Consider the following 24,895-nt stretch of genomic DNA (forward strand, 5'->3'; position numbering starts at 1 on the left):
CCTCAGCGAAGTAAGGCAAACCTAACCATATGTGCTCCGCCACTCCCACTGCGAGTCGACCGGTACGCCGTGCCGCCGCACTCCTCGCCCTGGTCGTCGTCCTGGTGCTCGCGTTCGCGGCCAGCCTCGCACTCGGTTCGCGCTGGCTCGGACCGGGCGCCGTGTGGCACGCGCTGACCGCGAACACCGGATCCGACCCGGACGTGATCGTGCGCAGCCTGCGGTTCCCGCGGACGGTGGTCGCGGTGCTGATCGGGCTCTGCCTCGGGATCGCCGGAACGTTGATGCAGGGGCACACCCGCAACGCGCTGGCCGAGCCGGGCATCTTCGGTGTGAGTTCCGGCGCGGCGTTCGCGGTCGTCCTCGGGCTGCAGTTCGGTTTCGTCGAGTCCGTGGCGTCGACGGTCTGGGTCGCCTTGCTGGGCGCGTTGATCGCGACGTTCGCCGTACAGCAACTGGCGTCGCGGGGCACCGGATCGACTCCGGTCGGCTTGGCGCTCACGGGCGCGGCCGTCGCGGCGCTCCTCGGTGCCCTGACGTCCTCCATCGTGCTCCTCGACGCGGACACGTTGGACAGCTACCGGTTCTGGGCGGTCGGGTCGGTCGCCGGCCGCGGAATGGATGTCGCCGGCCAAGTCCTGCCCTTCGCGGTGATCGGTCTGCTGCTCGCGGCGGTCAATGCCCGTGATCTCGACATGCTTGCCCTGGGCGACGACGTGGCCGCCGGCCTCGGGTTGTCGATCCGCCGTGCCCGCCTGCTCGGACTTGGCGCGATCGGCCTGCTCACCGCGGCCGGTGTCGCGGCGTGCGGCCCGATCGGGTTCCTGGGCTTGCTGTCCGGCCATGTGGCGCGACGGATCTTCGGCGCCCGCAACACCTGGCTGATCCCGGCCGCGGGTGTCATCGGCGCGACCGCGTTGGTCCTCGCGGATCTCGTCGGCCGGCTCGTCGGCGGTGCGGGCGAGGTACAGGCGGGTGTCGTCCTCGGCATCGTCGGCGCTCCGATGTTCGTGCTCGTCGTACGTCGGCGGGCGGTGGCGCTGTGAGATCGCGGACCGTCGTCCTCAGCATCCTGTTCGCGGCCCTCGCGATCGTTGTCGCACTGGTCTCCTTGAGCGTCGGTACGACGAAACTCCCGCTCGCGGACGTCGTCGAGGTACTGCTCGGCGGCGGCCGACGCGGCACCCGGCTCGTCGTGCTGGAACTGCGCCTGCCCCGCGTCGCGACCGGCCTGCTCGTCGGTATCGCCTTCGCGGTGTCCGGCGCGCTCTTGCAGACGCTGTCCCGCAACCCACTCGCCAGCCCGGACATCGTCGGCGTGAATTCCGGTGCGTCCGCGGGCGCCGTCGCGGTGATCGTGCTCGCAGGCACCGGCGGCGGCAACATCTCGGGTGTTGCGGCCAAGGTCGGGATCCCGTTGGCCGCGGTCCTCGGCGGGTTGCTGGCCACGCTCATCGTCGGTGCGCTGTCGATCCAGCGTGGTGTGGTCGACGCAGGCAAGGTGGTGCTGATCGGCGTCGGGATCGCGGCCGCGGCGAACTCGCTGGTCGCCTGGCTGCTGGTGATCGGCGACGTGAACGACGCGGGCCGGGCGGCGGCCTGGCTGGCAGGCTCGTTGAACTCACGGGCGTGGAGCGACGCGATACCGGTACTGATCGCCGTTGTCGTGCTGTTGCCGGTAGCAATGATGTTCAACCGCGACCTGTCCGCCCTGGTGCTCGGTGACGACGTGGCGTCGTCACTCGGCGTCCGGGTGGCGCGGATCCGGCTGATGCTGCTGGTGATCGCGACGGTGCTGGCCGCGATGGCGACCGCGGGAGCCGGTCCGGTCGCGTTCATCGCGTTGGTGGCGCCACAGGTCGCGCTACGGCTGACCCGGATGGAACGACCGCCGTTGCTGACCACTGCGATGCTTGGCGCCCTGTTCGTCGTACTGGCTGACCTGCTGGCGCGGAACGGGTTGCAGTGGGCGCAGGTCGGTCCGTACGAGCTACCCGTCGGCGTGCTCACCGCCGCGTGCGGAGCGCCGTACCTGCTTCATCTCATCGGCCGTCAGCAGAAGGGACGCCTCTAGTGCACGTTGAGAACCTGACCCTCGCGTACGACGCTGATGCGCCGGTGGTCGACGGACTGACGCTGGAGGTGCCGTCCGGTCAGCTGACCGCGGTTGTCGGACCGAACGGGTCTGGCAAGTCCACACTGCTGCGTGGGATGAGCAGACTGCTCGCTCCGAAGAGTGGACGAGTACTGCTGGACGGTAAGGACATTCACCAGCTGCCGGCGCGTGAACTGGCCCGCAAGCTCGGTGTCCTGCCGCAGGGGCCGGTGACGCCGGAGGGGATCACGGCTGCCGAGCTGGTGTCGCGGGGACGGCATCCACATCGCGGTCTGTTCGGGCGGCTGACAGGTGAGGACGATGCCGCGATCAACGAGGCGCTGCAGGCAGTAGAGCTCACAGAGCTCCGTGACAGGCCGGTCGATCAGTTGTCCGGTGGCCAGCGGCAGCGGGTATGGATTGCGATGGTGCTGGCCCAGGGAACCCAGCACCTGCTCCTTGACGAGCCGACGACGTACCTGGACCTCGCGCACGCTGTAGACGTGATGAACGTGGTCCACGCAGCCGCAACCTCAGGGAGGACCGTTGTCGCGGTGCTGCATGACCTGACGCTGGCAGCGCAGTACGCCGACCACCTGGTGGTGATGGGGGACGGGCAGATCGCTGCGCAGGGCCGCCCGGTCGACGTACTCACCGCAACGTTGCTGGACGACGTGTTCGGGCTGAAGGCCACGGTGGTGGAGGTCGGTGGCGCACCGGTCGTCGTACCGGATCGTAGGCTGGCTGGATGAGCTACACCGTGAGCCGTCTGGCGGACGTCCTGGCTGACTCGGTCAGCTGGATCTCCGTGAGTACGGCGGCGCGCGGGCCGGACTGGGTCTCGTGTGAGGAGCTCATCGCCGAGCAGCAGGCGGGTGGCGATCCGACGCTGGCGTGGCGGTCGGCTGCCGCGGCTGACTACGCGCGGGACTACGCGATCGAGCCGCCGGTGCAGGTCGCAGCCATGTTCACGCTCATGTGGTACGTCCAGGTGCCGTCGCTGGTCGCCGGGGTGACTGCTGCCGTCACAGGGGTCTCACCTGAGGTGTCACCGGCCGCGCTGGCGTTCAAGCGGCACCCGACGGCGCACTACCCGGCTGAGGTGGCGTTGCTGTCCGACCAGGTCGTCCGGCTTGAGGTAGCAGCTGCACAGCTGAAGGAGCACGCCACGACGTTCCTGGACGGCTACGAGCCAGGAGTGAAGCTGGGTTCGCTGCAGCGGTTCGGGGCGGTGGACGACGAGGTGCGGGCAGCGATTCGGCTGCCCGAGGAGGCGCCGTACGCCGAGGACGCCGCGGCGGCGTTCGGGGTTTCTTTGGAGGACAAGTTGCGGACCTCCTGCTGTTACTTCTACGTGTTGCCGGGCGTCACGGCCTGTTCCACCTGCCCACGGTTCCGCTGATTTTTCGCTGAGAGCTGAACCCAGGGGAGCCTTCGTCCGGATCCGGCCGGAAACTGTCGGTGGCCTCGGGAAGCATGCTCGGCATGAGTCGATGCACACCCCAGACGTCACCGGCAGGTAATTCCTGGTCGGTTGTCCAGCCCTTGGCCCGGAGCTAGGTTCGCTGACGTGACCTCGTCCGGCGGTTCTCCGGCGACGACTCCGATCGGCTCCCGGGCCGAAGCGGAGGGCTACGTCGCGATGGTCTGTTTCAAGCACGGTCCACCTCGGTTGTTCGGCGTCGAGCTCGAGTGGACAGTGCATCACGCGGATGATCCGCACCGGCCGCTCGACGCCGGTCTCCTGAGCAAAGCCCTGGGCATGCATGCCCCCGCGACCCTGGTCCGAGGCAGTCCGCAGCTGCCGCTGAGCCGGGGCGCTCTGGTCACCGTGGAGCCCGGTGGCCAGGTAGAGATCTCCGGCCCCGCGTCGGACTCGATCCCGCAGCTGATCGACGACACCGCCGCCGACGCCGCCGAGCTGACGGCTCTTCTGCTGGACGCGGACCTGGTCCCGGGCGCCTACGGCCTGGACCCCTTTCGCACTCCGCGCCGCATCCTCACCGTCCCGCGGTACGCCGCGATGGAACACGCCTTCCAGCGCCTCGGACCGCACGGGCCGCGGATGATGTGCAGCACCGCCGGCCTGCAGATCTGTCTCGACGCCGGCGAACAGGATGAGACGGCTCTCCGCTGGCGCGCACTGCACGACCTGGGCCCCGCCCTGGTCGGCCTGTTCGCCAACTCCCGTCGCCGCGCGGGTTCGGACACGGGCTGGGCCTCGGCCCGCACGCAGGCGACGTTCGGCACCTGTGCTCCCTTCACCGAGCCGCCACCGCTCGACGCCGACCCGGCCGCTGCCTGGGCGCGGACGGCGATGGAGGCGCCGGTCCTCTGCCTGCGGCGGGGTGACACGTGGGATGCGCCCACTGGGTTGACGTTCGGGGCCTGGGCCGACGGACAGCTGCCCGGCGACAGACCGACGTACGACGATCTCGACTACCACCTGTCCACGCTGTTCCCGCCGGTCCGGCCGCGCGGGTATCTCGAGGTTCGCTACCTCGACGCGCAGCCAGGCGACGGGTGGATCGCCCCGACCCTGCTGCTCACCGCACTGATGTCCGCTCCGATGGACCAGGTTCTGGCCGCGGCCGAGCCGGCGGCGGGCCGCTGGTTCCCGGCGGCCCGCGAAGGGCTCAAGGACACGTTGGTACTGCGGGCCGCGCGCGATGTGGTCGCGCTGGGTACCGAGGTGATGGACCGGACCGGTGTGGACCCAGAACTCATCGCCGCCGTCGCAACCCGGCTGCAGCGCGCCGTCGACACCACCACCCACGGAAGGCGAGCTTCATGAATCACCAACTGTCCGATCTGTCGCCCGAGGGCCTGCGCGCGTTCGTCGGTGAGCAGCTCGAACGGTCGCGGGCCCGGACGGTCCAGCTGACCGACGCGGTCGACACCGACGACCTGGTCCGGCAGCACTCCAAACTGATGTCGCCGCTGGTCTGGGACTACGCCCACATCGGCAACCAGGAAGAGCTCTGGCTGGTCCGCGACGTCGGCGGCCGCGAGCCGCTGCGCCAGGACATCGACGAGCTGTACGACGCGTTCCAGCACGCCCGTGCGGACCGTCCTTCGCTGCCACTGCTCGGTCCGGCGGAGACGCGCACGTATGTGACTGAGGTACGCGACAAGGTTCTGGATGTGCTGGACCACGTGAAGTTCGACGCCGGGCGCGAGTTGGTGGACAACGCGTTCGCGTTCGGGATGATCACGCAGCACGAGCAGCAGCACGACGAGACGATGCTCGCGACGCACCAGTTGCGGGAGGGCGCGCCGGTGCTCGACGCGCCGCCGCCGCCTACGGGCCGGCCGCTGCCTTCGACCGAGGTGTTCGTTCCGGGTGGCGTGTTCGAGATGGGTACGTCGATCGAGCCGTGGGCGCTGGACAACGAGCGGCCCGCACACGGCGTCCATGTGAAGCCGTACGTGATCGACACGGTGCCGGTGACGAACGGGGACTACCTGCGCTTCGTGCTCGCTGGCGGGTACGAGGATCCGCAGTGGTGGTCCGACGCGGGATGGGCGCATGTCCAGAAGGCTTCGCTGGTCGCGCCACGCTTCTGGTCGCAGGTCGACGGGGAGTGGTGGCGGGTGCGGTTCGCACACCGGGAGCTGTTGCCGCTCGACGAGCCGGTGATGCACGTCTGCTTCTACGAGGCGGAGGCGTACGCGAAGTGGGCCGGCAAGCGGCTGCCGACCGAGGAGGAGTGGGAGTTCGCGGCGCGGTTCGACCCGTCGACCGGCCGGACGCGGCGGTTCCCGTGGGGTGACGAGTCACCGGGCCCGCAGCACGCGAACCTGGGTCAGCGGCACCTCCGGCCGGCGCCGGCCGGGGCGTATCCGGCGGGCGCTTCGCCGCTGGGCGTGGAGCAGTTGATCGGCGACGTGTGGGAGTGGACGTCGAGCGACTTCCGCCCGTACCCGGGGTTCCGCGCGTGGCCGTACGACGAGTACTCGCTGGTGTTCTTCGGGCCCGACTACAAGGTGCTCCGCGGCGGCTCGTTCGGCACCGACGAGGTGGTGGCCCGCGGCACCTTCCGGAACTGGGACTACCCGATCCGGCGGCAGATCTTCGCCGGTTTCCGCTGCGCCCGGGACCCGCGACCCGAGGAACTGCACGCCTGATGTGCCGTCATCTGGCCTATCTCGGCCCACCCGTGACACTGGCGTCGCTGGTGCTGGAGCCGGAGCACTCGCTCTACGAACAGAGCTGGGCCCCCGCCGACATGCGCGGCGGGGGATCGGTGAACGCGGACGGCTTCGGCGTCGGCTGGTACCCCGAAGGCGATGCCGCTGTCTTCGGAGGGCCGGTCCGCTACCGGCGCGACGTACCGATCTGGACCGACGAGAACCTCCCCGGCCTCGCGGGCACGATCCGGTCCGGTGCCGTCATCGCCGCCGTCCGGAACGGGACTGTCGGGATGCCGTACGGTCAATCGGCGATCGCGCCATTCGCAGCGGATCACTGGCTGTTCAGCCACAACGGACGCATCCCGGGCTGGCCCGACGCGACGCTCAAGCTGGCCGAGCAGTTACCGGTCGCCGACCTGCTGGGTCTCGACGCTCCTGTCGACTCCGTCTTCCTCTGGGCCCTGATCGCGCATCGCCTCGCCGAGGGCGCGCCCCCGGCGGACGCGGTCGCGGCGGTCGTGCACGAAGTGGAGGCGCTGGCGCCGGGATCACGACTGAACATCCTGCTGACCGACGGCGAGCAACTGATCGCCACCGCCTGGACCCACTCGCTCCACCTCCGCCGCACCGGCAACTCCGTAACAGTCGCCTCCGAACCCTTCGGCACCGGCGACTGGACCGCCGTACCCGATCGCTCCTTGCTCGTGGCCACCGCCACCAGCGTGCAGCTCACCCCGATGGAAGGACGAGAGTGACCCTCATCGACGTACATCTGACGCCGGACTATGCGGCTCGGGCATTGCGGGAGGATGTTCGGGCGGGGTTGGCGGCGACGCCCAAGTGGTTGCCGCCGAAGTGGTTCTACGATGCGCGGGGGAGTGAACTGTTCGAGGAGATCACGCGGCTGCCGGAGTACTACCCGACGCGGGCCGAGCGGGAGATCCTGCGGGCACGGGCCGGTGAGATCGCGGCGATCACCAACGCGCACACGCTGGTCGAGCTCGGATCCGGGTCGTCGGAGAAGACCCGCCTGCTGCTCGACGGGCTCCGCGCGCACGGGACGCTCACGTCGTTCGTCCCGCTCGACGTGTCGGAATCCGCGCTGCGGGACGCGTCCGACGCCATCAACGCCGACTACCCGAGTCTCGACGTACACGGCGTGGTCGGCGACTTCACCGCGCACCTCGACAAGCTGCCGGGTGATCCGCCGCGGGTCGTCGCGTTCCTCGGCGGCACGATCGGCAACCTGATCCCGGCGGAGCGCGAGGCGTTCTACCGTTCGATTCGCGAGGTCCTCGAGCCCGGCGAGTGGTTGCTGCTCGGCACCGATCTCGTGAAGGATCCCGCCACGCTGGTCGCGGCGTACGACGACTCCGCCGGCGTCACCGCCGAGTTCAACAAGAACGTGCTGCGGGTGATCAACCGGCAGCTCGGCGCGGACTTCGACGTGGACGCGTTCGAGCACGTCGCGCTCTGGGACGCGGACAACGAATGGATCGAGATGCACCTGCGCGCGACCCGTGCGATGCGGGTGCTGATCCCGGAGATCCACCTGGAGGTCACGTTCGACGAGGGCGAGGAGATCAGCACCGAGATCTCCGCCAAGTTCCACCGCGCCGGCGTCGAAGCCGAACTCGACAAAGCAGGCTTCGCCCCGGCCGCCTGGTGGACCGACAACAAAGCCCGCTTCGCCCTCTCCCTCTGGCAAGCCGTGTAGCCCCATTTGCCTGGCTGACCCAGCAATTTGCCTGGCTGACCCACGAAATCAGGGGTTCCCCACCCAGACTCAGGGTGGAGAACCCCCAATTTGCTGGGTCAGCCAGGCAAATGCGGGTTAGCTCCCCTGCTTGATCAATCCGTTGATCTTGTCGACGTACGCCGGGAGGTCGGTGATTGGCTTCTTGCCGCTCAGGATGGGCTGGTAGTTGGCGGTGGTGAGGTCGCCGACCTGCGAGGCCCACTGGGTGGTGAAGCGGACGCCGACCGTCTTCTCCGCGGACAGGTCGGCCTTGACCGTGTCGACGACGGTCTGCTGCTGTGCCTTGGTGAGCGCGTCGAAGTAGCTCGTCTGTGCGGGCGTGTACGCCGGCGGCGCCACCGGAGAGGACGGCAGTACGGCGTCCCACACCTTGGTGTTGATGTACTGCAGCACCTTGTACGTCGCGTCCTGGTCCTTCGTGTACTGCGGTGTGCAGATGCCGACCGAGTCGTACAGCGTGGTCGGCGTCTGCACCTGCGGGAACGGTGCGAACCCGTACTTGACCTTCGGCTTGTCGGTCTGGAACCCGGCCGCCAGCCACTGCCCGCCGAACGTCATCGGCACCTTGCCGGCCGCGAACAGCGACTGCACGTTCGCCGCGTCGTACCCGGGCGGCGCGACCGAACCGTTCTTGATCGCGGCGGTCAGCTTCTCGACGCCTTCCTTGTACTTGTCGTCGGCCTCGGCCTTCGTCGGGTGGTTCACGTTGTCGGTGAACGGGGCGCCACCGGCCGACACGGAGTACATGCTCATCGTGAACGGCCCGTCCGGACCGGTCAGCTGGTCGGCGACCAGGCCGTACTTCGCCCCGTTCTTGTTCGCCAGCTTCGCGGCGGCGGCGTACATGTCGTCCCACGTCCAGCCGGCCTTCGGCAGCGGCAGACCGGCCGCGGTGAACGCGTCGGCGTTGTACCAGACGCCGTACGTGTTCATCAGCGACGGAAGACCGCCCATCTGACCGTCGGCGGTCTTCCAGTTCTCGATCGCGGACGGCACGAACTTGTCGGCCTTGAAGTCGCCGTCGCCGTTCTGGATCTTGTCCGCCCAGTCGACCAGCAGGCCCTGCGACGTGTACTGCTGCTCGGTGTCGTTACCGCACCAGAACAGGTCCGGCAGCTGCTTCGCCTGGGTCAGCGACGCGAGCTTGTCGCCGTACTGACCGCTCGGGGTGTCGAGCAGCTCGACCTTGACGTTGTCGTCCTTGAAGTCCGCCAGCGCCTTCTTGATCGCGGCGTTGGTCTCGGCCGACTCCCAGGTCATCACCTTGACGGTGACCGGCCCGTCGCTCGAGCCGCTGTCCGACCCGCCGCTGCAGGCCGTTGCCGCCAGCAACCCCGCGCACGCCAACGCGGTCACACTCATGGTCCTCTTCACAAGGATTCTCCTCTATTTCTGGTTCGTGCTGCCGAGAGCGCCGAGGCCCTGGATGAAGTAGCGCTGCGCGGCGAAGAAGATGATCAGCGGCGGCAGCATGTAGAGCAGGTTGGTGGCCATGTAGTAGCTCCAGTCCGGCGTCTTCCCGGCGAACGGGGAGATGAACGACGCCATACCGACCGACAACGGCCACTTGCCGGACGAGTACAGGTAGACCAGTGGATTCAGGTAGTCGTTCCAGGACGCCTGGAACGCGAGGATCGCCATCGTCAGCCAGGCCGGCCGGGTCAACGGCAGCATCACGCTGACGAAGATCCGCAGATGCCCGGCGCCGTCGATCTTGGCCGCTTCATCGATGGAATAGGGGATCGCGAGAAAGTACTGCCGGGCCAGGAAGATGAACAACGGGTTCCCGCCGAGGAACGCCGGGACGATCAGCGGCAGCCAGGTGTCGTACCAGCCGATGCTCTTGTACATCTGGAACAACGGGATCAGCCCGACCACGCCCGGCAGGAGCATGCTGCCGACGAACAGGTAGAACCAGGTCTTGCGCCCCGGGAACCGCAACCGGGCCAGCGCGTAGCCGGCCATCATCGCGGTCATCACCCCGCCGATGACGCTCAACCCGGTGATGATGAACGAGTTCAGCAGCAGTTTCGGGAAGTGGATCGCCTTCGGCCCGTTGATGAAGTTGCTCCACGTCCACTCGTGCGGCAGCAACTTCGGCGGGATGTCGAACACCGCGGTCCGGCTCTTCAGTCCGATCGTGATCATCCACAGCAGCGGTACGACCATCACCGCGCAGATGAACAGCGCGACGACGTACCAGGCCGTCGTACCGACCAGGCGTGGTTTCTTCTTCGCCGGAGGGACGCTGTGCGTGGCGCCGGCGAGGGTGGGTTCAGTCTGAAGTGCTGTCACTGTACGTCCAGAGCGAGGAGAACTTCGCGGTCAGGGCGATCACGGCGATGATGATGATGAACAGCACCCAGACCTGCGCGGAGGCGTAGCCCAGTTGCGGGATCCGGCCGAGCGTCGGGAAGCCGTTCTCGTAGATCGAGAGCATCAGCACCTTGGTGCTGAACCCCGGTCCGCCGTTGGTCAGGATCTTCGGCTGGTTGAAGGTCTGCAGCGCCGCGGTGGTCTGCAGGATCACCTGCAGCAGCACGATCGGGCTGATCATCGGCAGCGTGATCCGGAAGAACACCGACCACGGGCCGGCCCCGTCGACCCGGGCGGCCTCGTACAGCTCGGTCGGTACGGCCTGCAGTGCGGCCAGGAAGATGATCATGGTGCCGCCGACGCCCCACAGCATCACCATCACCACGGACGGCATCGACGTACTCGGGCCCTGCAACCACAGGCTCGTCGGCAGGCCGAGCCGGTCGAGGATCGTGTTCAGCAACCCGACCTGCGGATCGAGAATGAACTTCCAGAGCGTGATCGTCGCGACCGCGGGCAGTACGACGGGCAGGTACGCGAGCGTGCGGACGATCCGTACTCCGGCGAAGCGCTGGTTGCAGAACATCGCGAGCGCGAGGCCGAGGACCAGCGACAACGGGACATAGAGCAGCACCAGATAGCCGGTCGCCCGCAACGCCGGCCAGAACGCCGGGTCGGTGGTGAACAGCCTCCGGAAGTTGCCGAGGCCAACGAAGACGGGATCGGTGAGCCCGTTGTACTTCGTCAGCGCGAGATAGAACGATCGAATCAGCGGATACCCCACGAAGACCAGGAACCCGATCACCGCGGGAGCGATGAACAGGTACGCCGCCTTCACGTCGGAGCCGGCGTTCCGGCTCATCCCACCCCGGCTGCGCCTTTTGGTGGTTGATCCGCCAAAAGAGACTGAATTCATCCGGCCTCCTGGACGGTAACGTTTCCAACGTCTTACTGTTGGGTGACGATGCCGTGTCGTGAAAAGGAAGTCAACCCCGTGCCCGAAACGTTTCCAAGCCAGCCAGAGGTCAGCCGGCCGACGATGATCGACGTCGCCCGGCGGGCCGGTGTCGGCCTCGGCACGGTGTCGCGTGTGGTGAACGGCGGCCACGGCGTCCGTGACGAGACCGCGCAGCGAGTCCGTGCGGCGATCGACGAGCTCGGGTTCCAGCGCAACGAGGTGGCCCGGGCGCTGCGGCCGGGCAAGAAGTCGACGTCGCTGGCGCTGGTCCTGGGTGACCTGACGAACCCGTTCTACGCGAGCATCGCGAAGGCGTCGCTCGAGGTCGCCGGGCAGTCCGGGTTCGCGGTCGTGCTGGGCAGTGTGGACGAGGACCCGGAGGGCGAGAAGCGGGCCATCCAGGAGCTCGTCAGCCGGCAGGTGGCCGGTCTGATGATCGTGCCCGACCAGGGCGATCACGCGTTCCTGCAGGGCGCCGGCGTACCGGTCGTATTCGTCGACCGTCCGGCGACCGGGATCGACGCGGACATCGTGATGGTCGACAACGAGGGCGGTGGGCGGATCGCGGCCGAACACCTGCTGGAGCAGGGGCATCAGCGGATCGCGATCATCCTCGCCCCGTCGTACTACACGATCGGGCGCCGGCTGCGCGGGTTCCGGCGCGCGCATCGGGCCGCGGGCATCGAGATCGACGAGTCGCTGGTCATCCAGCTGCCCGAGGGCAACGCGGAGGCCGCGGAGAAGGCGACCCGCGAGGTGATGCTGCGGGCCGATCCGCCGACCGCGATCTTCTCCTCCACCAACTTCCTCACCGAGGGCGTGCTGCGTGCCCTCGGCGAGCTCGGACGGGAGCCGGCTGTGGTGGGGTTCGACGACTTCCGGCTCGCCGACATGCTGCCGACGCCGGTCACGGTCGTTGCCTCCGACATCGCCGAGCTCGGTCGCAGCGCGGCACGGCTGCTGCTCGATCGCGCGTCCGGTACGGACACCCGTCCGCCGCAGCGGATCGTGCTGCCGTGCGCGTTGATCGAGCGCGGGTCGGGGGAGCGCCCGCCGGATTCTGCTGGCAAGAGAAGCGCTCGCTGACGGCCGGACGCGCGAGTAGCGTCGCCGCATGCACTACGAATCCTTCGGTGCGGGACGGCCGATCGTGTTCCTGCCCGGATGGGGCGGTGCGGGAAGCGAAGGCCGCGACGTCCACGAGCCGGTCTTCGAGGAGCGTCCCGGATGGCGCCGTATCTACGTCGACCCGCCGGGCACGGGCCAGTCGCCCGCCGTACCGTCGATCACCGACCAGGACGGCATGCTCTCGGCGATCGCGGACCTGGTCGACCAGTTGGTCGGCGACGAGCCGTTCGCACTGGCCGGTACGTCGGCCGGCGGGCTGCACGCCCGTGGGATCGTGAAGCGCGACCCGGCCCGCGTCCTCGGTCTGTTGCTGCGCGTGCCGGGAATCGTCGTCGATCGCGCCCAGCGGACGCTGCCGACGGAGCAGTACCTCGTGAAGTCCCCGGCGTACCAGGAAGCCTGGACCGACAAGCAGCGCCGCTACTACGACCCGGCGGAAGCGCAGGCGGACCTCGAGTTCCTGGGCCGGATCCAGGGCGACGTCGCGACCTACTCGCTCCGCGAGGATCCGTCCGCGCGCTTCGAAGGCCCGACGCTGATCGTGACGGGCCGGCAGGACACGATGACCGGGTACGCCGACGCCTGGCCGATCCTCGACGACTACCCGAGAGCGACGTACGCCGTCCTGGACCAGGAGGGCCACGACATGCCGGTGCAGCGGATCGGGCTGTACCGCGCACTGGTGTCGGACTGGCTGGCCAGAATCGAGCAAAGAATCGAGCACCCGGACGCGTGAGGGGCGGAACGCGCGTCCAGGTGCTCGTCCAGGGGTGGGTCAGAAGTTCGGCCAGGCCCAACCGAGGTAGTTGTTGAAGTAGGGCAGCGCGCGGGTGCCGATCGCATTGCTGACACTGGTCGCCCAGAACGTGCCGTCGCCCTTGGCTACGCCGACGTGGCCGTAGGCGCTGATGTTCCAGAAGACCAGGGCACCCTTCGGCGGGTTCAGATCGCCGCGGTGGGCGGCGCCGCGGGCCACGGCGTCGTTCCAGTCCGCGATCGCAGAGGCCCAGATTCCGGTCTTCCCGTACGAGTTCTCGGCGGCCATCTCGCACAGTCCCTGGTAGGCGGTCGAGCCGCTGCGGGCGGCGTACCAGGCGATGGCCTTGTCGGCGCGCGGGTTGCTCGTGCACAGCGGCGCGACCAGGCCGCTGCTGCCGGTGTTGACGTAGGCGTCGGTGATGAAGCCCTTGCCGGGGATGTGGTCCCAGATCAGGCTGCGGCCGAACTTGCCGGTCACCGGCTCGCCGTAGATCTGGCAGTCGATCTCGACCGGCCCGTCGGGCTGGTTGCCGACCGTGCCGAAGCTGGTCGCGTTACCGGACCGGATGGCGACACCGGTGTTGCTGTCGGTGTCCACGGTTCCGGTGGCGGCGCTGGCCGGCAGGACGCCGGCGCCGACGAGGGCGGCGCCGCTGAGAAGGGTGAGGGCGGTGAGGCGGGCGGTGATGCGCATGAGGGCGGTACGCATGGTGGTGATCCCTTCTGGAGTTGTACTCGCAGGGAACCAAGAAGTGACGGCGTTGTCGCAGTGGGCAACGAGGCGGGGCGGCGCCTCGACGGCCCTCAGAAGTTCGGCTGCGCCCAGCCGAGGTAGTTGGAGAAGTACGGCAGCCGCGCCTTGCCGATCCGGCTGTTGACGCTGGTGGCCCAGAAGTTGCCGTCGCCGGTGGCCACGCCGACATGGCCGTAGGCGCTGATGTTCCAGAACACGAGCGCACCCTTCGGCGGGTTGAGGTCACCCCGGTGCGCGGCGCCTCGGCGTACGGCGTCATTCCAGTTGGCGATCGCCGACGCGTAGACACCGGTGCGGCCGTACGCGTTCTCGACGGCCTTCTCGCAGTAGCCCTGGTACGCGGTGGATCCGTTGCGGGCGGCGAACCAGGCGATCGCGTCGTCGGCCCGCGACTGCGGCCCGAGGACGGTGCTGGTGATCGGTGCGGGGGCGGTCGCGGGTGCGGCGGTGGCGGGGAGGGCTGTGGTTCCGAGGGCCAGCACGGTCAGGATGGCGGTGGCGAACGAACGGTTCATGGTGGTTGCCTTTCGCTCTGAACTGCGATGGACGAGCCTGTTGTCTTGGAGAATCACTTCCTTTGTGCAGACAATCAGAGCGTGATCGGATTGTCGCAGTGGGCAACGGAGCTGATTCACTGTGATTTGGTACTTTATGTAGATAAGTGACGGCGAGAGCGGAGAGTGCGCCGTGCGCCCAGCCCAGGCTCGGTACGTGATCGGAGCTCGCATGCGCGAGCTGCGCGAGGCCGCCGGGGTGGCCCTGACCCGCGCCGCCGCGGACTCCGGCTGGGACAAGGGGCATCTGTCCCGCGTCGAGCGCGGCCACACCAAGCCGAGCCGCGAGCTGATCGAGTGGTACGACGACTCGTTCGGAGCGAATCAGGCGCTGGTCAACCAGCTGATGGAACTCGACGCCGCCGTACGGGCCGGCCGGGACATGTCACAACGGGACATGCGCCGGCACGTGCAACCCGTCCTACTCGGTGGATCCGTACCGATCGACCATCACCCCGACGACCGGGCCGAACTGGTCGGCGAGACGGTGCCGGACGGTACGCGCGTGTGCCGCGACCAGGTCTTCGAGAAAACCTGGGAACTCCGCAACAGCGGCGAACGCCCCTGGCACAACCGCTGGCTCACCCGCCAAGGCGCCGCCGGCACCCCCGGCTGGCTCCGCTCCCCACCCCGAACCCCAGTCCCCGACGCCGTGCCAGGCGACATCGTCACGGTCTCGATGACCCTCCAGGCCCCCTGCCAAGTAGGAGCCTCCACCGCCTACTTCAAACTCACCGACGAAGCAGGCCGCCTGTACTACCCCGGCCTGGAGTCCCCACCCCTCTACTGCACCATCTTCACCGTCTACGACTAGCGCTCCGCCGTGCCTCGCGCCCGCCCGCCCAACGGCAGTGCACAGGAAGTGGTGGCGGTGGAGGGGAAATAAGGCTCTTGTGACCGATGTGTGGGTGGTCGGCGCGGCTCCGGGCGCCTGAGTGTGCGTTCTCATCAGGACGTGTCGAAGGGCTGGGTGGTGCACCTGAACGTGACCACGCCCGCACGCACGGCGCCCCACCGGCGCTCCACCTGTCGAGCCGCCCGCACCCCCCAAACCCCGCCGCCGCTGTCGCTCCCCAAACCAATTCGGGGAGCCCCACAACGGCACGTCATCGTCCCCAAACCGGTTTGGGGAGTTCTGTACCCCCCGGGAAGTCGTGCCCGGGGGGAAGTCGTGGGTGGGCAGGTGTGGGTTCTGCTCTGCTGCCCGGATCAGGGGCGAAACCCGAACAGCGGGGAAACAAAGTTGCAGATCGCGACAATTTCTTTCCCAACCAGACAGCTCACCCGCTCCGACGAGAGCACTTACCGTCGCGGGGCGCCGCCGAAACCCGCCACTCGATGCACCCGACGGATCGCGGCAACCGAGGACACGCACCGAGAACACGCACTGGGGACTGGGAACAGGCAATGGTGACTCGGGACAGGCAATGCCAGGTGCCTACCCACCATTGCCTGTTCCCTGATCCCGGACCGGGTTGATCGCCGCCCACACATCGGACAGGAGAGCCGGAAATAACCTGTTCAACGGCCCCGCCACGTCGGCGCACCCCCAGCAGCTGGCAAAACCTGGCGAATTCGGTTGGCTGTGGTGAGGGGTTGATCCAGGTCCGGCCAGCCGATGCGCACGACCTGGAACCCGTGTGCGCGGAGGTTGTCCTCGCGCCTCCGCCACCAGGTCGTCGGCCTTCCCGTACTTCATCGCGCCGTCGAACTCCACGACGCAGGTCCGCTCCAGCAGGAGGTCGACCCGCGCGATCAGCCGCCCGGACCCGTCCCTGATCTCGGCCTGCAACTCCGGTTCCGGGAACCCGTGGTTCGCCAAAAGGACCCGGAGACGCGACTCGCCGACCGATTCGCTCAACCCGTTCGCGAACCGCGCCGCCGCCCGCGCGGCGGGTGAACCGTGCCACACGCGGTGCCGATCCACTGTCGCCATGAGCGCCTCCGGACTGACCAGACGCGAATGCAGCGCAGCATCGCCCAGCACGACTCCGACCTCGTACGACGAGGCGCACGCGGTCTCGGCGACGGCACGAGCCGCCGTGACCACCTGCAGACCGTCGACAACCGTGAGCTCACCAGGGTCGAAGTGCGACCGGTGTACGTCGGCAATGGAGTCGGACCGCCTGCGACCGGTGGCCTTGGTGACGTGGACACGCGACAGGTCGAGGCCCCAGGTGGGCAATCCGTGCAGCATCGCCGCGGACTGATGACTCACCACCGCACCGGGGCCCAAGCGGTTGATGACAGCGCGGGTCTTCAGGAGGTGAAGGCGCTTGGTGCGATCCCAGGAGGCCTCACCCGCGGGCGAGGCGCCCGGTTCGACGTACACGTCACGAGACAGTCGCGACCACTGCCCGCGCCGCAGCCGTTGCCGGAGCTCGCTGTCGCTGTAGCCGCAATCCACCGCGTCCGCCCGAGTGAACCAGCCCCCACGGGGAATAACCTGTGCAGCGCCACCAGAAGCTGTCAAGCCCCCGGCGTACGGCGGGTTAGAGGTTGTACTCGGCGGCGATTTCGGCGTCCAGTTCGGCTTTGCGTTTTACCCAGCGGTCGGTGAGGCCTTTGACTTCTTCGCTGATGAAGTCGATGAAGGCCAGGGAGACGCGGATGCGGTGGTGGGCGTCGGTGCCGTCGCCGGCGGCGTCCAGGACCTTGCGGAGGGATTCGGACCAGCGCAGCAGTGAGGCGTCCTCGCTCATCATCGTCTGGTACCAGGCGTCGTCCTGGACGACGTACACATCGCGGCGGCTGCCGGGCTCGCGTTCGCGGGTTGCCAGGCGTAACTGCAGCAGGTAGTTGACCGCTCCGGAGACCGCGGCGGGGCTCGCCTGCAGTTGGTCGGACAGTTCGGCGGCGGTCATCCGGCCGTCCACGCTGGACAGGATCGCGGCGAAGACCCGGGCGGCCATCCGTGGCCAGCCGGTCTCGGCCAGCAGGTTGCCGAACTGCTCGGTGTATCGCCGGACGGCGTCGTCGTCTCGAAGTGCACTCACCGCCCCATCATCCCCTCTGGGTCACTCGATTACCTGATGTGTGAGAAACGTGTTAGCAAGATTCACAAACTTCTGAATGAAGTGTACGTTATGAATCATGACATCAGCCATCGTGGTCTCTGGACTGCACAAGTCGTACGGAAGTACGCACGCCCTCGACGGTCTCGACCTTGAGGTCGCGACCGGTGAGGTGCACGGCTTCCTCGGGCCGAACGGCGCCGGGAAGTCCACCACCATCCGCGTCTTGCTCGGACTGCTGCGCGGTGACGCCGGTGATGTCTCGCTGCTCGGCGGGGACCCGTGGGGCGACGCCGCGAAGCTGCACCGCCGGCTGGCGTACGTCCCGGGTGACGTGAACCTGTGGCCGAACCTGACCGGCGGCGAGGTGATCGACCTGCTCGGCCGGCTCCGCGGCGGACTGGACGAGAAGAAGCGCGACGAACTGCTGCGCCGGTTCGACCTCGACCCGACCAAGAAGGGCCGGACGTACTCCAAGGGCAACCGGCAGAAGGTCGCCCTGGTCGCCGCGCTCGCTGCGGACGTGGAGCTCCTGATCCTCGACGAGCCGACCTCCGGCCTGGACCCGCTGATGGAGGAGGTGTTCCGGCAGTGCATCGAGGAGGAACGCCAGCGCGACCGTACCGTGCTGCTGTCGAGCCACATCCTGTCCGAGGTCGAGGCCCTGTGTGACCGGATCAGCATCATCCGCCGCGGCAAGGTGGTGGAGACCGGCACGCTGGCCGACCTGCGCCATCTCACGCGGACGTCGATCCAGGCCGAGCTGGCAGCGTCGCCGAACGGCATCGCGCAACTGCCTGGGATCCACGACCTCGACGTCCAGGGAAACCGGGTCCGTTGCGAGGTGGACACCGCCCAGCTCGAGGCCGTGATGCGGCAGCTGTCCGCGAGCGGCATCAAGAGCCTCGTGGCGCAGCCGCCGACGCTCGAGGAGCTGTTCCTGCGGCACTACGAAGACGACGTACCCGCTGAGGCTCCTGCTGATTCTGAGGCGGCCGTGCGATGAACGACTTCGTCGGTACCGGGACGCTGGTGCGGCTCGCGCTGCGCCGGGACCGGATCCTGATCCCGATCTGGATCGTCGTGTTCGTGATGACGGCCGCCGGCTCGGCCAAGGCGACGATGGACCTGTACTCCGACCCCAAGGCGTTGGTCGACGCGGCGCAGACCTCGAACGCGTCACCCGCGCTCGTGTCGCTGTACGGGCGCATCTTCGACGAGTCCTCGCTCGGGGAGGTCTCGCTGTTCAAGCTCACCGCGTTCGGCGCGCTACTGGTCGGGTTGCTCGGCGGCATGCTCGTCGTACGCCACACCAGGAGCGAAGAGGAGTCCGGGCGGCTCGAGCTGCTCAGTGCCGGCGTACTCGGTCGGTACGCCGCTCTGGCGTCCGCACTGATCGTGTCCGGAGCGACTGTGATCGTGCTCGGGTTGCTGACCGCGCTGTCGCTGATGGGCAGTGGGCTGGACGCACAGGGGTCGTTCGCGTTCGGGTTGATGTGGGCGGCTGCCGGACTGTCGTTCGCGGGTGTCGCGGCGGTCACCTCACAGGTCAGCGAAAGCGCCCGGGCCGCGAACGGGCTGACTGCGATAGTGCTCGGCGTGGCGTACGTACTGCGCGCCATCGGCGACTCGTCCGCAGACGGCAGCACGCAGTGGGTGTCGTGGCTGTCACCGATCGGCTGGTCGCAGCAGGTCCGTGCGTACGCCGGTGACCGGTGGGCTGTACTGCTGGTGCCGCTCGTGTTTCTGGCGCTCCTGGTCACTGCAGCGACCGCACTGATCCGGCGGCGCGACCTAGGCGCCGGTCTGGTGCCCCCACGTCCCGGACCGCCCCGGGCGGCCAAGTCGTTGCGTTCGCCGCTCGCTCTGGCGTGGCGGCTGCACCGAGGCTCGCTGTACGCGTGGGGTTTCGCGTTCCTGCTGCTGGGGCTGCTGGTCGGGAACATCGCCAGCAACGTCGACGGGTTCGTCACCAGCGACAGCGCGAAGGAGATGGTGCAGAAGCTCGGTGGCGTGGAGGGCATCACCGATGCCTTCCTGGCGACCGAGATGGGCATGGTCGGGTTGCTGGCGTCGGCGTTCGGGATCCAGGCGGCGCTCCGGCTGCGATCGGAGGAGACCGCGCTGCGGGCCGAGCCGTTGCTGGCGACCGGTGTGTCGCGGGCGCAGTGGCTGGCGAGTCATGTGCTGATGGCGCTGCTGGGCACCGGAGCGCTGATCCTGGTCGCCGGACTGGGCTCCGGGATCTCTAGCGGTGCATCGCTCGGCAACGTGGGGCGCCAGGTGCCGCGGATGCTGGCGGCGGCCGCCGTACAGCTGCCGGCTATCTGGTTGGTGGCGGCGCTTGTCGTCATCCTGTTCGGGTTTGCGCCGAAGCTGGTGACCGGGGGATGGGCGCTGTACGGCGTGTTCCTGCTGATCGGGCAGTTCGGTGAGGTATTCAATCTGCCGCAGTCGGTGATCAACCTCAGCCCGTACGGGCACACGCCGCGGCTGCCCGGCGGTGACTTCTCCGTCACACCAGTGCTCTGGCTGACCGGGATCGCGGCGGCGCTCACGATCGCGGGCTTCGCCACGTTCCGCCGCCGCGACATCGGTTAACCACGATCAGCGCTGGTCTGAGGGGTCCAGCGCTCACGGGCCCGCCCGGTAGCTCACCGGGCGGGCCTGTCTACGATCGCTGGGTGTTCAGTGAGCAGCTGGTTGAGTTCTGGAGCGAGCGGCACCTGTGTGTGCTGAGTACGGTCCGGGCGGACGGGACGGTGCACGCGACGCCCGTCGGAGCGACCTTGGACGTCGAGGCCGGGCTGGTGCGGGTGATTTGCTCCGGTACGTCGTACAAGGCTCGTGCGATCCGGCGGCTCGGGGAGGCGGCCGTCGCGGTGACGCAGGTCGACGGCCGGCGCTGGAGCACGATCGAAGGGCGTGCTGTGGTCAGCGACGACCCGGCACGGGTACACGACGCCGAGCGGCGCTACGCCAAGCGCTACAAGGAGCCACGCGTCAACCCACAACGCGTGGTCATCGAAATCACCGTCACCAAGGCCCTCGGCAATGCCTGACCCCATCACCGTCGTCGGCCTCGCCCCCGACGGCTGGACCGGCCTCTCACCCGAAGCCCGCACAGCCCTCCAACAAGCCGACCTCCTCCTAGGCAGCCCTCGCCAACTAGCCCTGATCCCATCCGCCTCTGTTGGCGCCTTGCGCATTGCTTGGCCTTCGCCGTTGTCTGAGGCGCTTCCTCGGTTGCTGGACGAGCACCGGGGCAAGCGGATCTGTGTGTTGGCGAGCGGTGACCCGACCTTCCACGGCATCGGCACGACCCTGGTCCGCCTCCTCGGCCCCGACGCCGTACGCGTGATCCCGCAGCCCTCGAGCGTCTCCCTGGCATGCGCGCGCCTCGGCTGGGCGCAAGACCAGGTGCAAGTAGTGAGCCTGGTGAACAACCCAGTCGAGCGACTCCACCCACACCTCCAACCCGGCCGACGAGTCCTGATCCTCAGCCGAGGCGCCCCAACCCCCGCCGAGGTCGCACAACTCCTGATCGCCCGCGGCTACGGCGCCAGCACCTTCACCGTCCTCGAACAGCTCGGCGGCCCCACCGAACGCATCCGTACGACGACCGCCGCCGACTGGTCCACCGAAGTCGACCCGCTCAACGTCATCGCCGTACTCTGCCCGCCCGACGCCCCCGTCCTCTCGACAGCACCCGGCCTGCCCGACGACGCGTACGAGAACGACGGCCAACTGACCAAACGCGAGGTCCGCGCAGTCACGCTGTCCCGCCTCGAACCCGTACCAGGGCAACTCCTCTGGGACATCGGCGGCGGCGCGGGCAGCATCGCGATCGAGTGGTCCCGGCACCATCCGTCCTGCCGCGCGATCGCAGTCGAACGCGACCCCGACCGCGCGAAACGCCTGGAACGGAACGTTTCCGCCCTCGGCGCAGCGGTAGAGATCGTGGAAGGTGCGGCCCCGGCAGCGCTCGCCGGTCTCGAGTCGCCGGACGCGATCTTCATCGGCGGAGGAGCGACGGCGGCCGGCATGTTCGACACCTGCTGGAACGCGCTCCGCCCCGGCGGTCGCCTGGTCGCGAACGGCGTCACACTGGAGACCGAGTCGCTGATCGCCCAGTGGTACAAGGCCGTCGGCGGCGACCTCGTCCGCATCGACGTACAACGCGCCTCCGCCATCGGCACCATGACCGGCTGGCGCCCAGCCATGCCCGTCACCGTCTGGAGCGTGACGAAGTGACGGTCCACTTCATCGGTGCCGGACCTGGTGCCGCCGACCTGATCACCGTTCGCGGTCGCGACCTGATCGCCTCGTCTCCAGTCTGTCTGTACGCCGGTGCACTCGTACCGATCGAGCTCCTCGACCACTGCCCGCTCGGCGCGCGCAAGGTCGACACCGCGAACCTGACCCTCGACGAGATCGTCACCGAACTCGCCACCGCACACGCCGCCGGCCTCGACGTCGCCCGCCTGCACTCCGGCGACCCCTCCGTCTTCAGCGCGATGGCCGAACAGATGCGCCGCCTCGACACCCTCGAGATCCCGTACGACGTGACGCCCGGCGTACCGGCGTACGCCGCGGCCGCCGCCACCCTCGGCCGTGAGCTGACCGTCCCCGAGGTCGGGCAGACCGTGATCCTGACCCGGATCGGCGGCAGCGCCAGCGCGATGCCGGCCGGTGAGGATCTCGCGACCCTCGGCGCGAGCCGGGCGACGATCGTTCTGCATCTCGCGGTGCAGCAGATCGAGCGTGTGGTCGCGGAACTCGTCCCGAACTACGGCGCGGACTGCCCGGTCGCGATCGTCGCGCGCGCGTCTCGTGACGACGAGGTCGTCCTGCGCGGCACGCTCGCCGATATCGCGGAGCAGGTGAAGTCCGCGGGTGTTCGCCGTACCGCCGTCATCATCGCCGGAAAGGTGCTGTCGGCAACGACCTTCCGGGACAGCCATCTCTACTCGGCTGATCGGTCTCGATGAAGGTTCTGCTGCTCGGCGGGACCGGGGAGGCTCGCGAGCTCGCGGGAGTCCTGACTGCGAGCGGGGTCGAGGTCGTGTCGTCGCTGGCCGGGCGGACCTCCGATGCGCGGGTGCCGGTTGGTGAGGTTCGGGTCGGTGGGTTCGGCGGGGTGGATGGGCTTACGGACTGGTTGCGGCAGCATCCGGTCGATGCGGTGATCGACGCGACGCATCCGTTCGCGGCGACGATGACTGCTCATGCGTTTGCTGCAACACGCGAGGTTGGTGTGCCGCTGCTGGTGCTTCGGCGGCCAGGTTGGGCAGCGGAATCTGACGACAACTGGCATTGGGCCGCCACCGCCTCTGATGCTGCTGAGTTGCTGCCGAGGCTCGGGACGCGGGCGTTTCTGACGATCGGTCGGCAGGGGCTCGATGCGTTCGCTGGTACCGGGCTGTGGACGCTCGCCCGGTGCGTCGATCCGCCCGAACCTCGTCCCAGTTGGTGCACTCTGGTCCTTGCCCGCGGGCCCTTCACGCTCGCCGATGAGGAGACGATTCTCCGCGACCACGGCATCGACGTACTCGTCACGAAGGACAGCGGTGGCCCCGCCACAGCCGCCAAACTCACCGCGGCCCAGCGATTCGCGATCCCAGTGATCCTGATCCGTCGACCGCCCTTACCCGCGGGGGCTGAGGTGGTTGAGACGGTCGTGGAAGCCGCTCAATGGGTGATCCGCGCGAGCCACTCACCCAGTACGTGACGCTCGCCGTCGGTCAGCATCTCGAGCTCCGGCAACCGAGCCCGCAACGCATTAGCAGCCGTCACCGCCCCGCCCGCCGACCCGTCGTCCGCGGACTCGCGGACGGCGTCGGTGGTGATGGTGGTGATCAAGGCGTCGAACATCGTGTCTGCCAGCCGTGGGTCGCGGTCGGCTTGAGGGACGGCTAGCAGTGCTAGTACGGCGCCTGAGCCGGCTGCCTGTACTAGTTCCACGGCAAGGTCCTCGTCGACGCGTAGCCGTCCGGCGGCCGCGATGTTGCGGATTCGGGTACGCAGGATCGCCAGTCCGGCCTCGGCTGCCGCGGGGCGCCGGCCCGGCTGCGTGTCGGCGTACATCAGCAGGAAGAGCGCCGGATTCGCCAGCCCGAAGCCGATGTGCAGGTCCCATCCCGCGCGGAGGTCCGTGACCGGGTCCGCCGTCGGGTCGAGCGGTGGCTTGTCCGCCACGTACGTCGAGAACCCGTACTCGAGCACCGCCGCGAGCAGCCCGTCCTTGTCGCCGAACAGCCGGTAGATCGTCGGCGCCTGCGTACCCGCCGCAGCCGCAACCGCCCGCGTCGAAACAGCATCCCGCCCACCGGCCGCGAGCAGCCCCGCGGCGACCTCGACGATCTGAGCCCGCATCCGATCCCGCCCACTGACGCCATCGCTGGTCGGGGCGTCTGTTGTGTCGTCTGGCTGCGGCTCCTGCACGCGCCAACCGTAGCGGTTGGCTCGGTGTGTTTCCAGTGATAGCGTCAATCTGTATCCGCCGATAACAAGGAGCTGTGCATGATCATCGTCACCGGAGCGAGCGGCCGTTTCGGGCGTGCCGTCGTCGACCGCCTCGCCGAGCACGTCCCGATCGACCAACTCGGCGTCAGCGTGCGCGACCCGGAGAAGGCCGCGGACCTCGCCGCCCGCGGTGTTCGGGTACGCCGTGGAGACTTCGGCGACCCGGACTCGCTCGCGTACGCGTTCGAAGGCGCCACGCAGGTGCTGATCGTCTCGGGCCCGGCCGACCCGGAGCCGCACCACGTCGCGATCGACCTCGCCAAGACCGCCGGCGCCGAGCGCATCCTCTACACGAGCCACCAAGCGGCGAACCCGGACTCGCTGTTCGTCGCAACCCGAGGCCACGCCGCGACCGAACAGGATCTGGCCGGCTCCGGCGTACCGTTCACCGCGCTGCGCAACGGTTTCTATGCGAGTACGCCGGTGTTCCTGCTGCGGTCCGCGCTGGAGACGGGGGAGCTGATCCTGCCGGAGGACGGGCCGTTCTCCTGGACAGCGCACCGGGATCTGGCCGACGCGGCGGCGCTTGCGCTGACCGAGCCCGGTCGTCTGGATGGCATCACGCCGGCTTTGACCGGGCCGGACCTGTTCGATTACGCGGACGTCGCCGCGATCGCGTCCGAGCTCGTCGGACGGAAGATCACCCGGGTCACGGTGCCGGACGAGGAGTGGAAGCGCGCTGCGCTCGACCGTGGGATGCCGGAGTTCCTGGCCGATCTGACGCTGGGCATCTTCGCGGCCGCCCGGCAAGGCGAGTTCGCCGTCGTCGACCCCACACTCCCGGTACTCCTCGGCCGCCCAGCCACAACCCTGCGCGAAGCACTCGCCACCGAGCTCACCGCGTAGCGCAGTCGGGATGCGCTGATGGGCGGTGGTGGCGGGCTCGATAGATTGGCGGC

26 protein-coding genes and 1 pseudogene are annotated in these 24,895 nt (G+C 68.5%); 18 read left to right on the forward strand and 9 right to left on the reverse strand.

Features of this window, described 5'->3' with window-relative positions:
- The first annotated feature begins 29 nt into the window (after nucleotides 1-29).
- The 8 genes from E0H92_RS12895 to egtD all read left to right on the forward strand — a co-directional run bounded on the left by E0H92_RS12895 (nucleotide 30) and on the right by egtD (nucleotide 7,946).
- Entirely contained in the window at nucleotides 30-1,046 is a 1,017-nt protein-coding gene (locus tag E0H92_RS12895) for a FecCD family ABC transporter permease (protein ID WP_131496346.1), read from the forward strand.
- Entirely contained in the window at nucleotides 1,043-2,074 is a 1,032-nt protein-coding gene (locus E0H92_RS12900; protein ID WP_131496347.1) for a FecCD family ABC transporter permease, read from the forward strand. The genes E0H92_RS12895 and E0H92_RS12900 overlap by 4 nt, the downstream gene beginning before the upstream one ends.
- Nucleotides 2,074-2,847, forward strand: a complete 774-nt coding sequence (locus E0H92_RS12905; RefSeq protein ID WP_131496348.1) for an ABC transporter ATP-binding protein — start codon at nucleotides 2,074-2,076, stop codon at nucleotides 2,845-2,847. The genes E0H92_RS12900 and E0H92_RS12905 overlap by 1 nt, the downstream gene beginning before the upstream one ends.
- On the forward strand, nucleotides 2,844-3,497 hold the full coding sequence (locus E0H92_RS12910; RefSeq protein ID WP_131496349.1) for a (2Fe-2S)-binding protein: 654 nt from the start codon (nucleotides 2,844-2,846) through the stop codon (nucleotides 3,495-3,497). Before E0H92_RS12905 ends, E0H92_RS12910 begins: the two co-directional genes overlap by 4 nt.
- A gap of 168 nt (nucleotides 3,498-3,665) precedes the next feature.
- Nucleotides 3,666-4,889, forward strand: a complete 1,224-nt coding sequence (locus tag E0H92_RS12915) for a glutamate-cysteine ligase family protein (RefSeq protein WP_131496350.1) — start codon at nucleotides 3,666-3,668, stop codon at nucleotides 4,887-4,889.
- Nucleotides 4,886-6,223 (forward strand): ergothioneine biosynthesis protein EgtB, encoded by a 1,338-nt coding sequence (egtB, locus tag E0H92_RS12920; RefSeq protein WP_131496351.1) that lies wholly within the window; start codon nucleotides 4,886-4,888, stop codon nucleotides 6,221-6,223. Before E0H92_RS12915 ends, egtB begins: the two co-directional genes overlap by 4 nt.
- Nucleotides 6,223-6,984, forward strand: coding sequence for an ergothioneine biosynthesis protein EgtC (gene egtC, locus E0H92_RS12925; protein ID WP_131467570.1), 762 nt, complete (start codon nucleotides 6,223-6,225; stop codon nucleotides 6,982-6,984). Before egtB ends, egtC begins: the two co-directional genes overlap by 1 nt.
- Complete coding sequence (gene egtD, locus E0H92_RS12930) at nucleotides 6,981-7,946, forward strand: L-histidine N(alpha)-methyltransferase (protein ID WP_131467569.1); 966 nt, start codon at nucleotides 6,981-6,983, stop codon at nucleotides 7,944-7,946. Before egtC ends, egtD begins: the two co-directional genes overlap by 4 nt.
- Before the next feature lie 117 nt (nucleotides 7,947-8,063).
- Here the strand turns inward: egtD and E0H92_RS12935 are convergent, their stop codons facing one another.
- The 3 genes from E0H92_RS12935 to E0H92_RS12945 are packed head-to-tail and all read right to left on the reverse strand — an operon-like array spanning nucleotide 8,064 to nucleotide 11,166.
- On the reverse strand, nucleotides 8,064-9,362 hold the full coding sequence (locus E0H92_RS12935; RefSeq protein WP_238153442.1) for an extracellular solute-binding protein: 1,299 nt from the start codon (nucleotides 9,360-9,362) through the stop codon (nucleotides 8,064-8,066).
- 12 nt (nucleotides 9,363-9,374) lie between these two features.
- Nucleotides 9,375-10,283 (reverse strand): carbohydrate ABC transporter permease, encoded by a 909-nt coding sequence (locus E0H92_RS12940; protein ID WP_238153441.1) that lies wholly within the window; start codon nucleotides 10,281-10,283, stop codon nucleotides 9,375-9,377.
- Nucleotides 10,264-11,166 carry a carbohydrate ABC transporter permease gene (locus E0H92_RS12945; protein WP_238153440.1) on the reverse strand — a complete coding sequence of 301 codons (903 nt, stop codon included), beginning with the start codon at nucleotides 11,164-11,166 and terminating at the stop codon, nucleotides 10,264-10,266. Before E0H92_RS12945 ends, E0H92_RS12940 begins: the two co-directional genes overlap by 20 nt.
- 132 nt (nucleotides 11,167-11,298) lie before the next feature.
- Between E0H92_RS12945 and E0H92_RS12950 the strand changes: the two genes are divergently transcribed.
- Both E0H92_RS12950 and E0H92_RS12955 read left to right on the forward strand, forming a co-directional pair.
- Nucleotides 11,299-12,348, forward strand: coding sequence for a LacI family DNA-binding transcriptional regulator (locus E0H92_RS12950; RefSeq protein WP_238153439.1), 1,050 nt, complete (start codon nucleotides 11,299-11,301; stop codon nucleotides 12,346-12,348).
- Nucleotides 12,349-12,376: 28 nt separating this feature from the next.
- Entirely contained in the window at nucleotides 12,377-13,126 is a 750-nt protein-coding gene (locus tag E0H92_RS12955) for an alpha/beta fold hydrolase (RefSeq protein WP_131496352.1), read from the forward strand.
- Nucleotides 13,127-13,165: 39 nt separating this feature from the next.
- On the opposite strand, the gene E0H92_RS12960 is transcribed toward E0H92_RS12955, so the two are convergent.
- On the reverse strand, nucleotides 13,166-13,858 hold the full coding sequence (locus E0H92_RS12960; protein WP_131467567.1) for an SH3 domain-containing protein: 693 nt from the start codon (nucleotides 13,856-13,858) through the stop codon (nucleotides 13,166-13,168).
- Between the two features lie 95 nt (nucleotides 13,859-13,953).
- Nucleotides 13,954-14,418, reverse strand: a complete 465-nt coding sequence (locus tag E0H92_RS12965) for a CHAP domain-containing protein (protein WP_131467566.1) — start codon at nucleotides 14,416-14,418, stop codon at nucleotides 13,954-13,956.
- 196 nt (nucleotides 14,419-14,614) lie between these two features.
- On the opposite strand from E0H92_RS12965, the gene E0H92_RS12970 reads away from it, so the two are divergent.
- Complete coding sequence (locus E0H92_RS12970; protein WP_238153438.1) at nucleotides 14,615-15,271, forward strand: NBR1-Ig-like domain-containing protein; 657 nt, start codon at nucleotides 14,615-14,617, stop codon at nucleotides 15,269-15,271.
- Nucleotides 15,272-15,895: 624 nt separating this feature from the next.
- Here the strand turns inward: E0H92_RS12970 and E0H92_RS12975 are convergent.
- The 3 genes and pseudogenes from E0H92_RS12975 to E0H92_RS12980 form a co-directional block, all read right to left on the reverse strand.
- Nucleotides 15,896-16,789, reverse strand: a complete 894-nt coding sequence (locus E0H92_RS12975) for a hypothetical protein (RefSeq protein ID WP_131496353.1) — start codon at nucleotides 16,787-16,789, stop codon at nucleotides 15,896-15,898.
- Nucleotides 16,790-16,930: pseudogene (locus tag E0H92_RS45750) on the reverse strand (type IV toxin-antitoxin system AbiEi family antitoxin domain-containing protein); the annotation flags it as partial.
- A 19-nt stretch (nucleotides 16,931-16,949) separates the two neighbouring features.
- On the reverse strand, nucleotides 16,950-17,453 hold the full coding sequence (locus E0H92_RS12980) for a GbsR/MarR family transcriptional regulator (protein ID WP_131467563.1): 504 nt from the start codon (nucleotides 17,451-17,453) through the stop codon (nucleotides 16,950-16,952).
- 97 nt (nucleotides 17,454-17,550) lie between these two features.
- On the opposite strand from E0H92_RS12980, the gene E0H92_RS12985 reads away from it, so the two are divergent.
- From E0H92_RS12985 to E0H92_RS13010, 6 genes are all read left to right on the forward strand, one after another.
- Complete coding sequence (locus E0H92_RS12985) at nucleotides 17,551-18,477, forward strand: ABC transporter ATP-binding protein (protein ID WP_131467562.1); 927 nt, start codon at nucleotides 17,551-17,553, stop codon at nucleotides 18,475-18,477.
- Nucleotides 18,474-20,072 carry an ABC transporter permease gene (locus tag E0H92_RS12990; RefSeq protein ID WP_131467561.1) on the forward strand — a complete coding sequence of 533 codons (1,599 nt, stop codon included), beginning with the start codon at nucleotides 18,474-18,476 and terminating at the stop codon, nucleotides 20,070-20,072. Before E0H92_RS12985 ends, E0H92_RS12990 begins: the two co-directional genes overlap by 4 nt.
- An 83-nt stretch (nucleotides 20,073-20,155) precedes the next feature.
- On the forward strand, nucleotides 20,156-20,533 hold the full coding sequence (locus E0H92_RS12995; protein ID WP_131467560.1) for a PPOX class F420-dependent oxidoreductase: 378 nt from the start codon (nucleotides 20,156-20,158) through the stop codon (nucleotides 20,531-20,533).
- Nucleotides 20,526-21,725, forward strand: a complete 1,200-nt coding sequence (cbiE, locus tag E0H92_RS13000; RefSeq protein ID WP_131496354.1) for a precorrin-6y C5,15-methyltransferase (decarboxylating) subunit CbiE — start codon at nucleotides 20,526-20,528, stop codon at nucleotides 21,723-21,725. The genes E0H92_RS12995 and cbiE overlap by 8 nt, the downstream gene beginning before the upstream one ends.
- Entirely contained in the window at nucleotides 21,722-22,462 is a 741-nt protein-coding gene (gene cobM, locus E0H92_RS13005) for a precorrin-4 C(11)-methyltransferase (RefSeq protein WP_131496355.1), read from the forward strand. The genes cbiE and cobM overlap by 4 nt, the downstream gene beginning before the upstream one ends.
- Nucleotides 22,459-23,202 carry a cobalt-precorrin-6A reductase gene (locus E0H92_RS13010; protein WP_131496356.1) on the forward strand — a complete coding sequence of 248 codons (744 nt, stop codon included), beginning with the start codon at nucleotides 22,459-22,461 and terminating at the stop codon, nucleotides 23,200-23,202. Before cobM ends, E0H92_RS13010 begins: the two co-directional genes overlap by 4 nt.
- On the opposite strand, the gene E0H92_RS13015 is transcribed toward E0H92_RS13010, so the two are convergent.
- A complete protein-coding gene (locus E0H92_RS13015) occupies nucleotides 23,163-23,915 on the reverse strand; it encodes a TetR/AcrR family transcriptional regulator (protein ID WP_238153437.1) in 753 nt (250 codons plus the stop codon). The genes E0H92_RS13010 and E0H92_RS13015 overlap by 40 nt on opposite strands.
- A 78-nt stretch (nucleotides 23,916-23,993) precedes the next feature.
- Between E0H92_RS13015 and E0H92_RS13020 the strand changes: the two genes are divergently transcribed.
- Nucleotides 23,994-24,842 carry an NAD(P)H-binding protein gene (locus tag E0H92_RS13020; protein WP_131496357.1) on the forward strand — a complete coding sequence of 283 codons (849 nt, stop codon included), beginning with the start codon at nucleotides 23,994-23,996 and terminating at the stop codon, nucleotides 24,840-24,842.
- Nucleotides 24,843-24,895 lie beyond the last annotated feature (53 nt).

Origin of the sequence: Kribbella speibonae (genome assembly GCF_004331375.1) — a bacterium.
GTDB lineage: Bacteria > Actinomycetota > Actinomycetes > Propionibacteriales > Kribbellaceae > Kribbella > Kribbella sindirgiensis.

Excerpts from the sequence above, each read along its gene's own strand:
- E0H92_RS12895 (WP_131496346.1), top strand. The coding sequence starts at position 30 with ATGTGCTCCGCCACTCCCACTGCGAGTCGACCGGTACGCCGTGCCGCC.
- E0H92_RS12910 (WP_131496349.1), top strand. The coding sequence starts at position 2,844 with ATGAGCTACACCGTGAGCCGTCTGGCGGACGTCCTGGCTGACTCGGTC.
- egtB (WP_131496351.1), top strand. The coding sequence starts at position 4,886 with ATGAATCACCAACTGTCCGATCTGTCGCCCGAGGGCCTGCGCGCGTTC.
- egtC (WP_131467570.1), top strand. The coding sequence starts at position 6,223 with ATGTGCCGTCATCTGGCCTATCTCGGCCCACCCGTGACACTGGCGTCG.
- E0H92_RS12945 (WP_238153440.1), bottom strand. The coding sequence starts at position 11,166 with ATGAGCCGGAACGCCGGCTCCGACGTGAAGGCGGCGTACCTGTTCATC.
- E0H92_RS12955 (WP_131496352.1), top strand. The coding sequence starts at position 12,377 with ATGCACTACGAATCCTTCGGTGCGGGACGGCCGATCGTGTTCCTGCCC.
- E0H92_RS12960 (WP_131467567.1), bottom strand. The coding sequence starts at position 13,858 with ATGCGTACCGCCCTCATGCGCATCACCGCCCGCCTCACCGCCCTCACC.
- E0H92_RS12965 (WP_131467566.1), bottom strand. The coding sequence starts at position 14,418 with ATGAACCGTTCGTTCGCCACCGCCATCCTGACCGTGCTGGCCCTCGGA.
- E0H92_RS12985 (WP_131467562.1), top strand. The coding sequence starts at position 17,551 with ATGACATCAGCCATCGTGGTCTCTGGACTGCACAAGTCGTACGGAAGT.
- E0H92_RS12990 (WP_131467561.1), top strand. The coding sequence starts at position 18,474 with ATGAACGACTTCGTCGGTACCGGGACGCTGGTGCGGCTCGCGCTGCGC.
- cbiE (WP_131496354.1), top strand. The coding sequence starts at position 20,526 with ATGCCTGACCCCATCACCGTCGTCGGCCTCGCCCCCGACGGCTGGACC.
- E0H92_RS13010 (WP_131496356.1), top strand. The coding sequence starts at position 22,459 with ATGAAGGTTCTGCTGCTCGGCGGGACCGGGGAGGCTCGCGAGCTCGCG.
- E0H92_RS13020 (WP_131496357.1), top strand. The coding sequence starts at position 23,994 with ATGATCATCGTCACCGGAGCGAGCGGCCGTTTCGGGCGTGCCGTCGTC.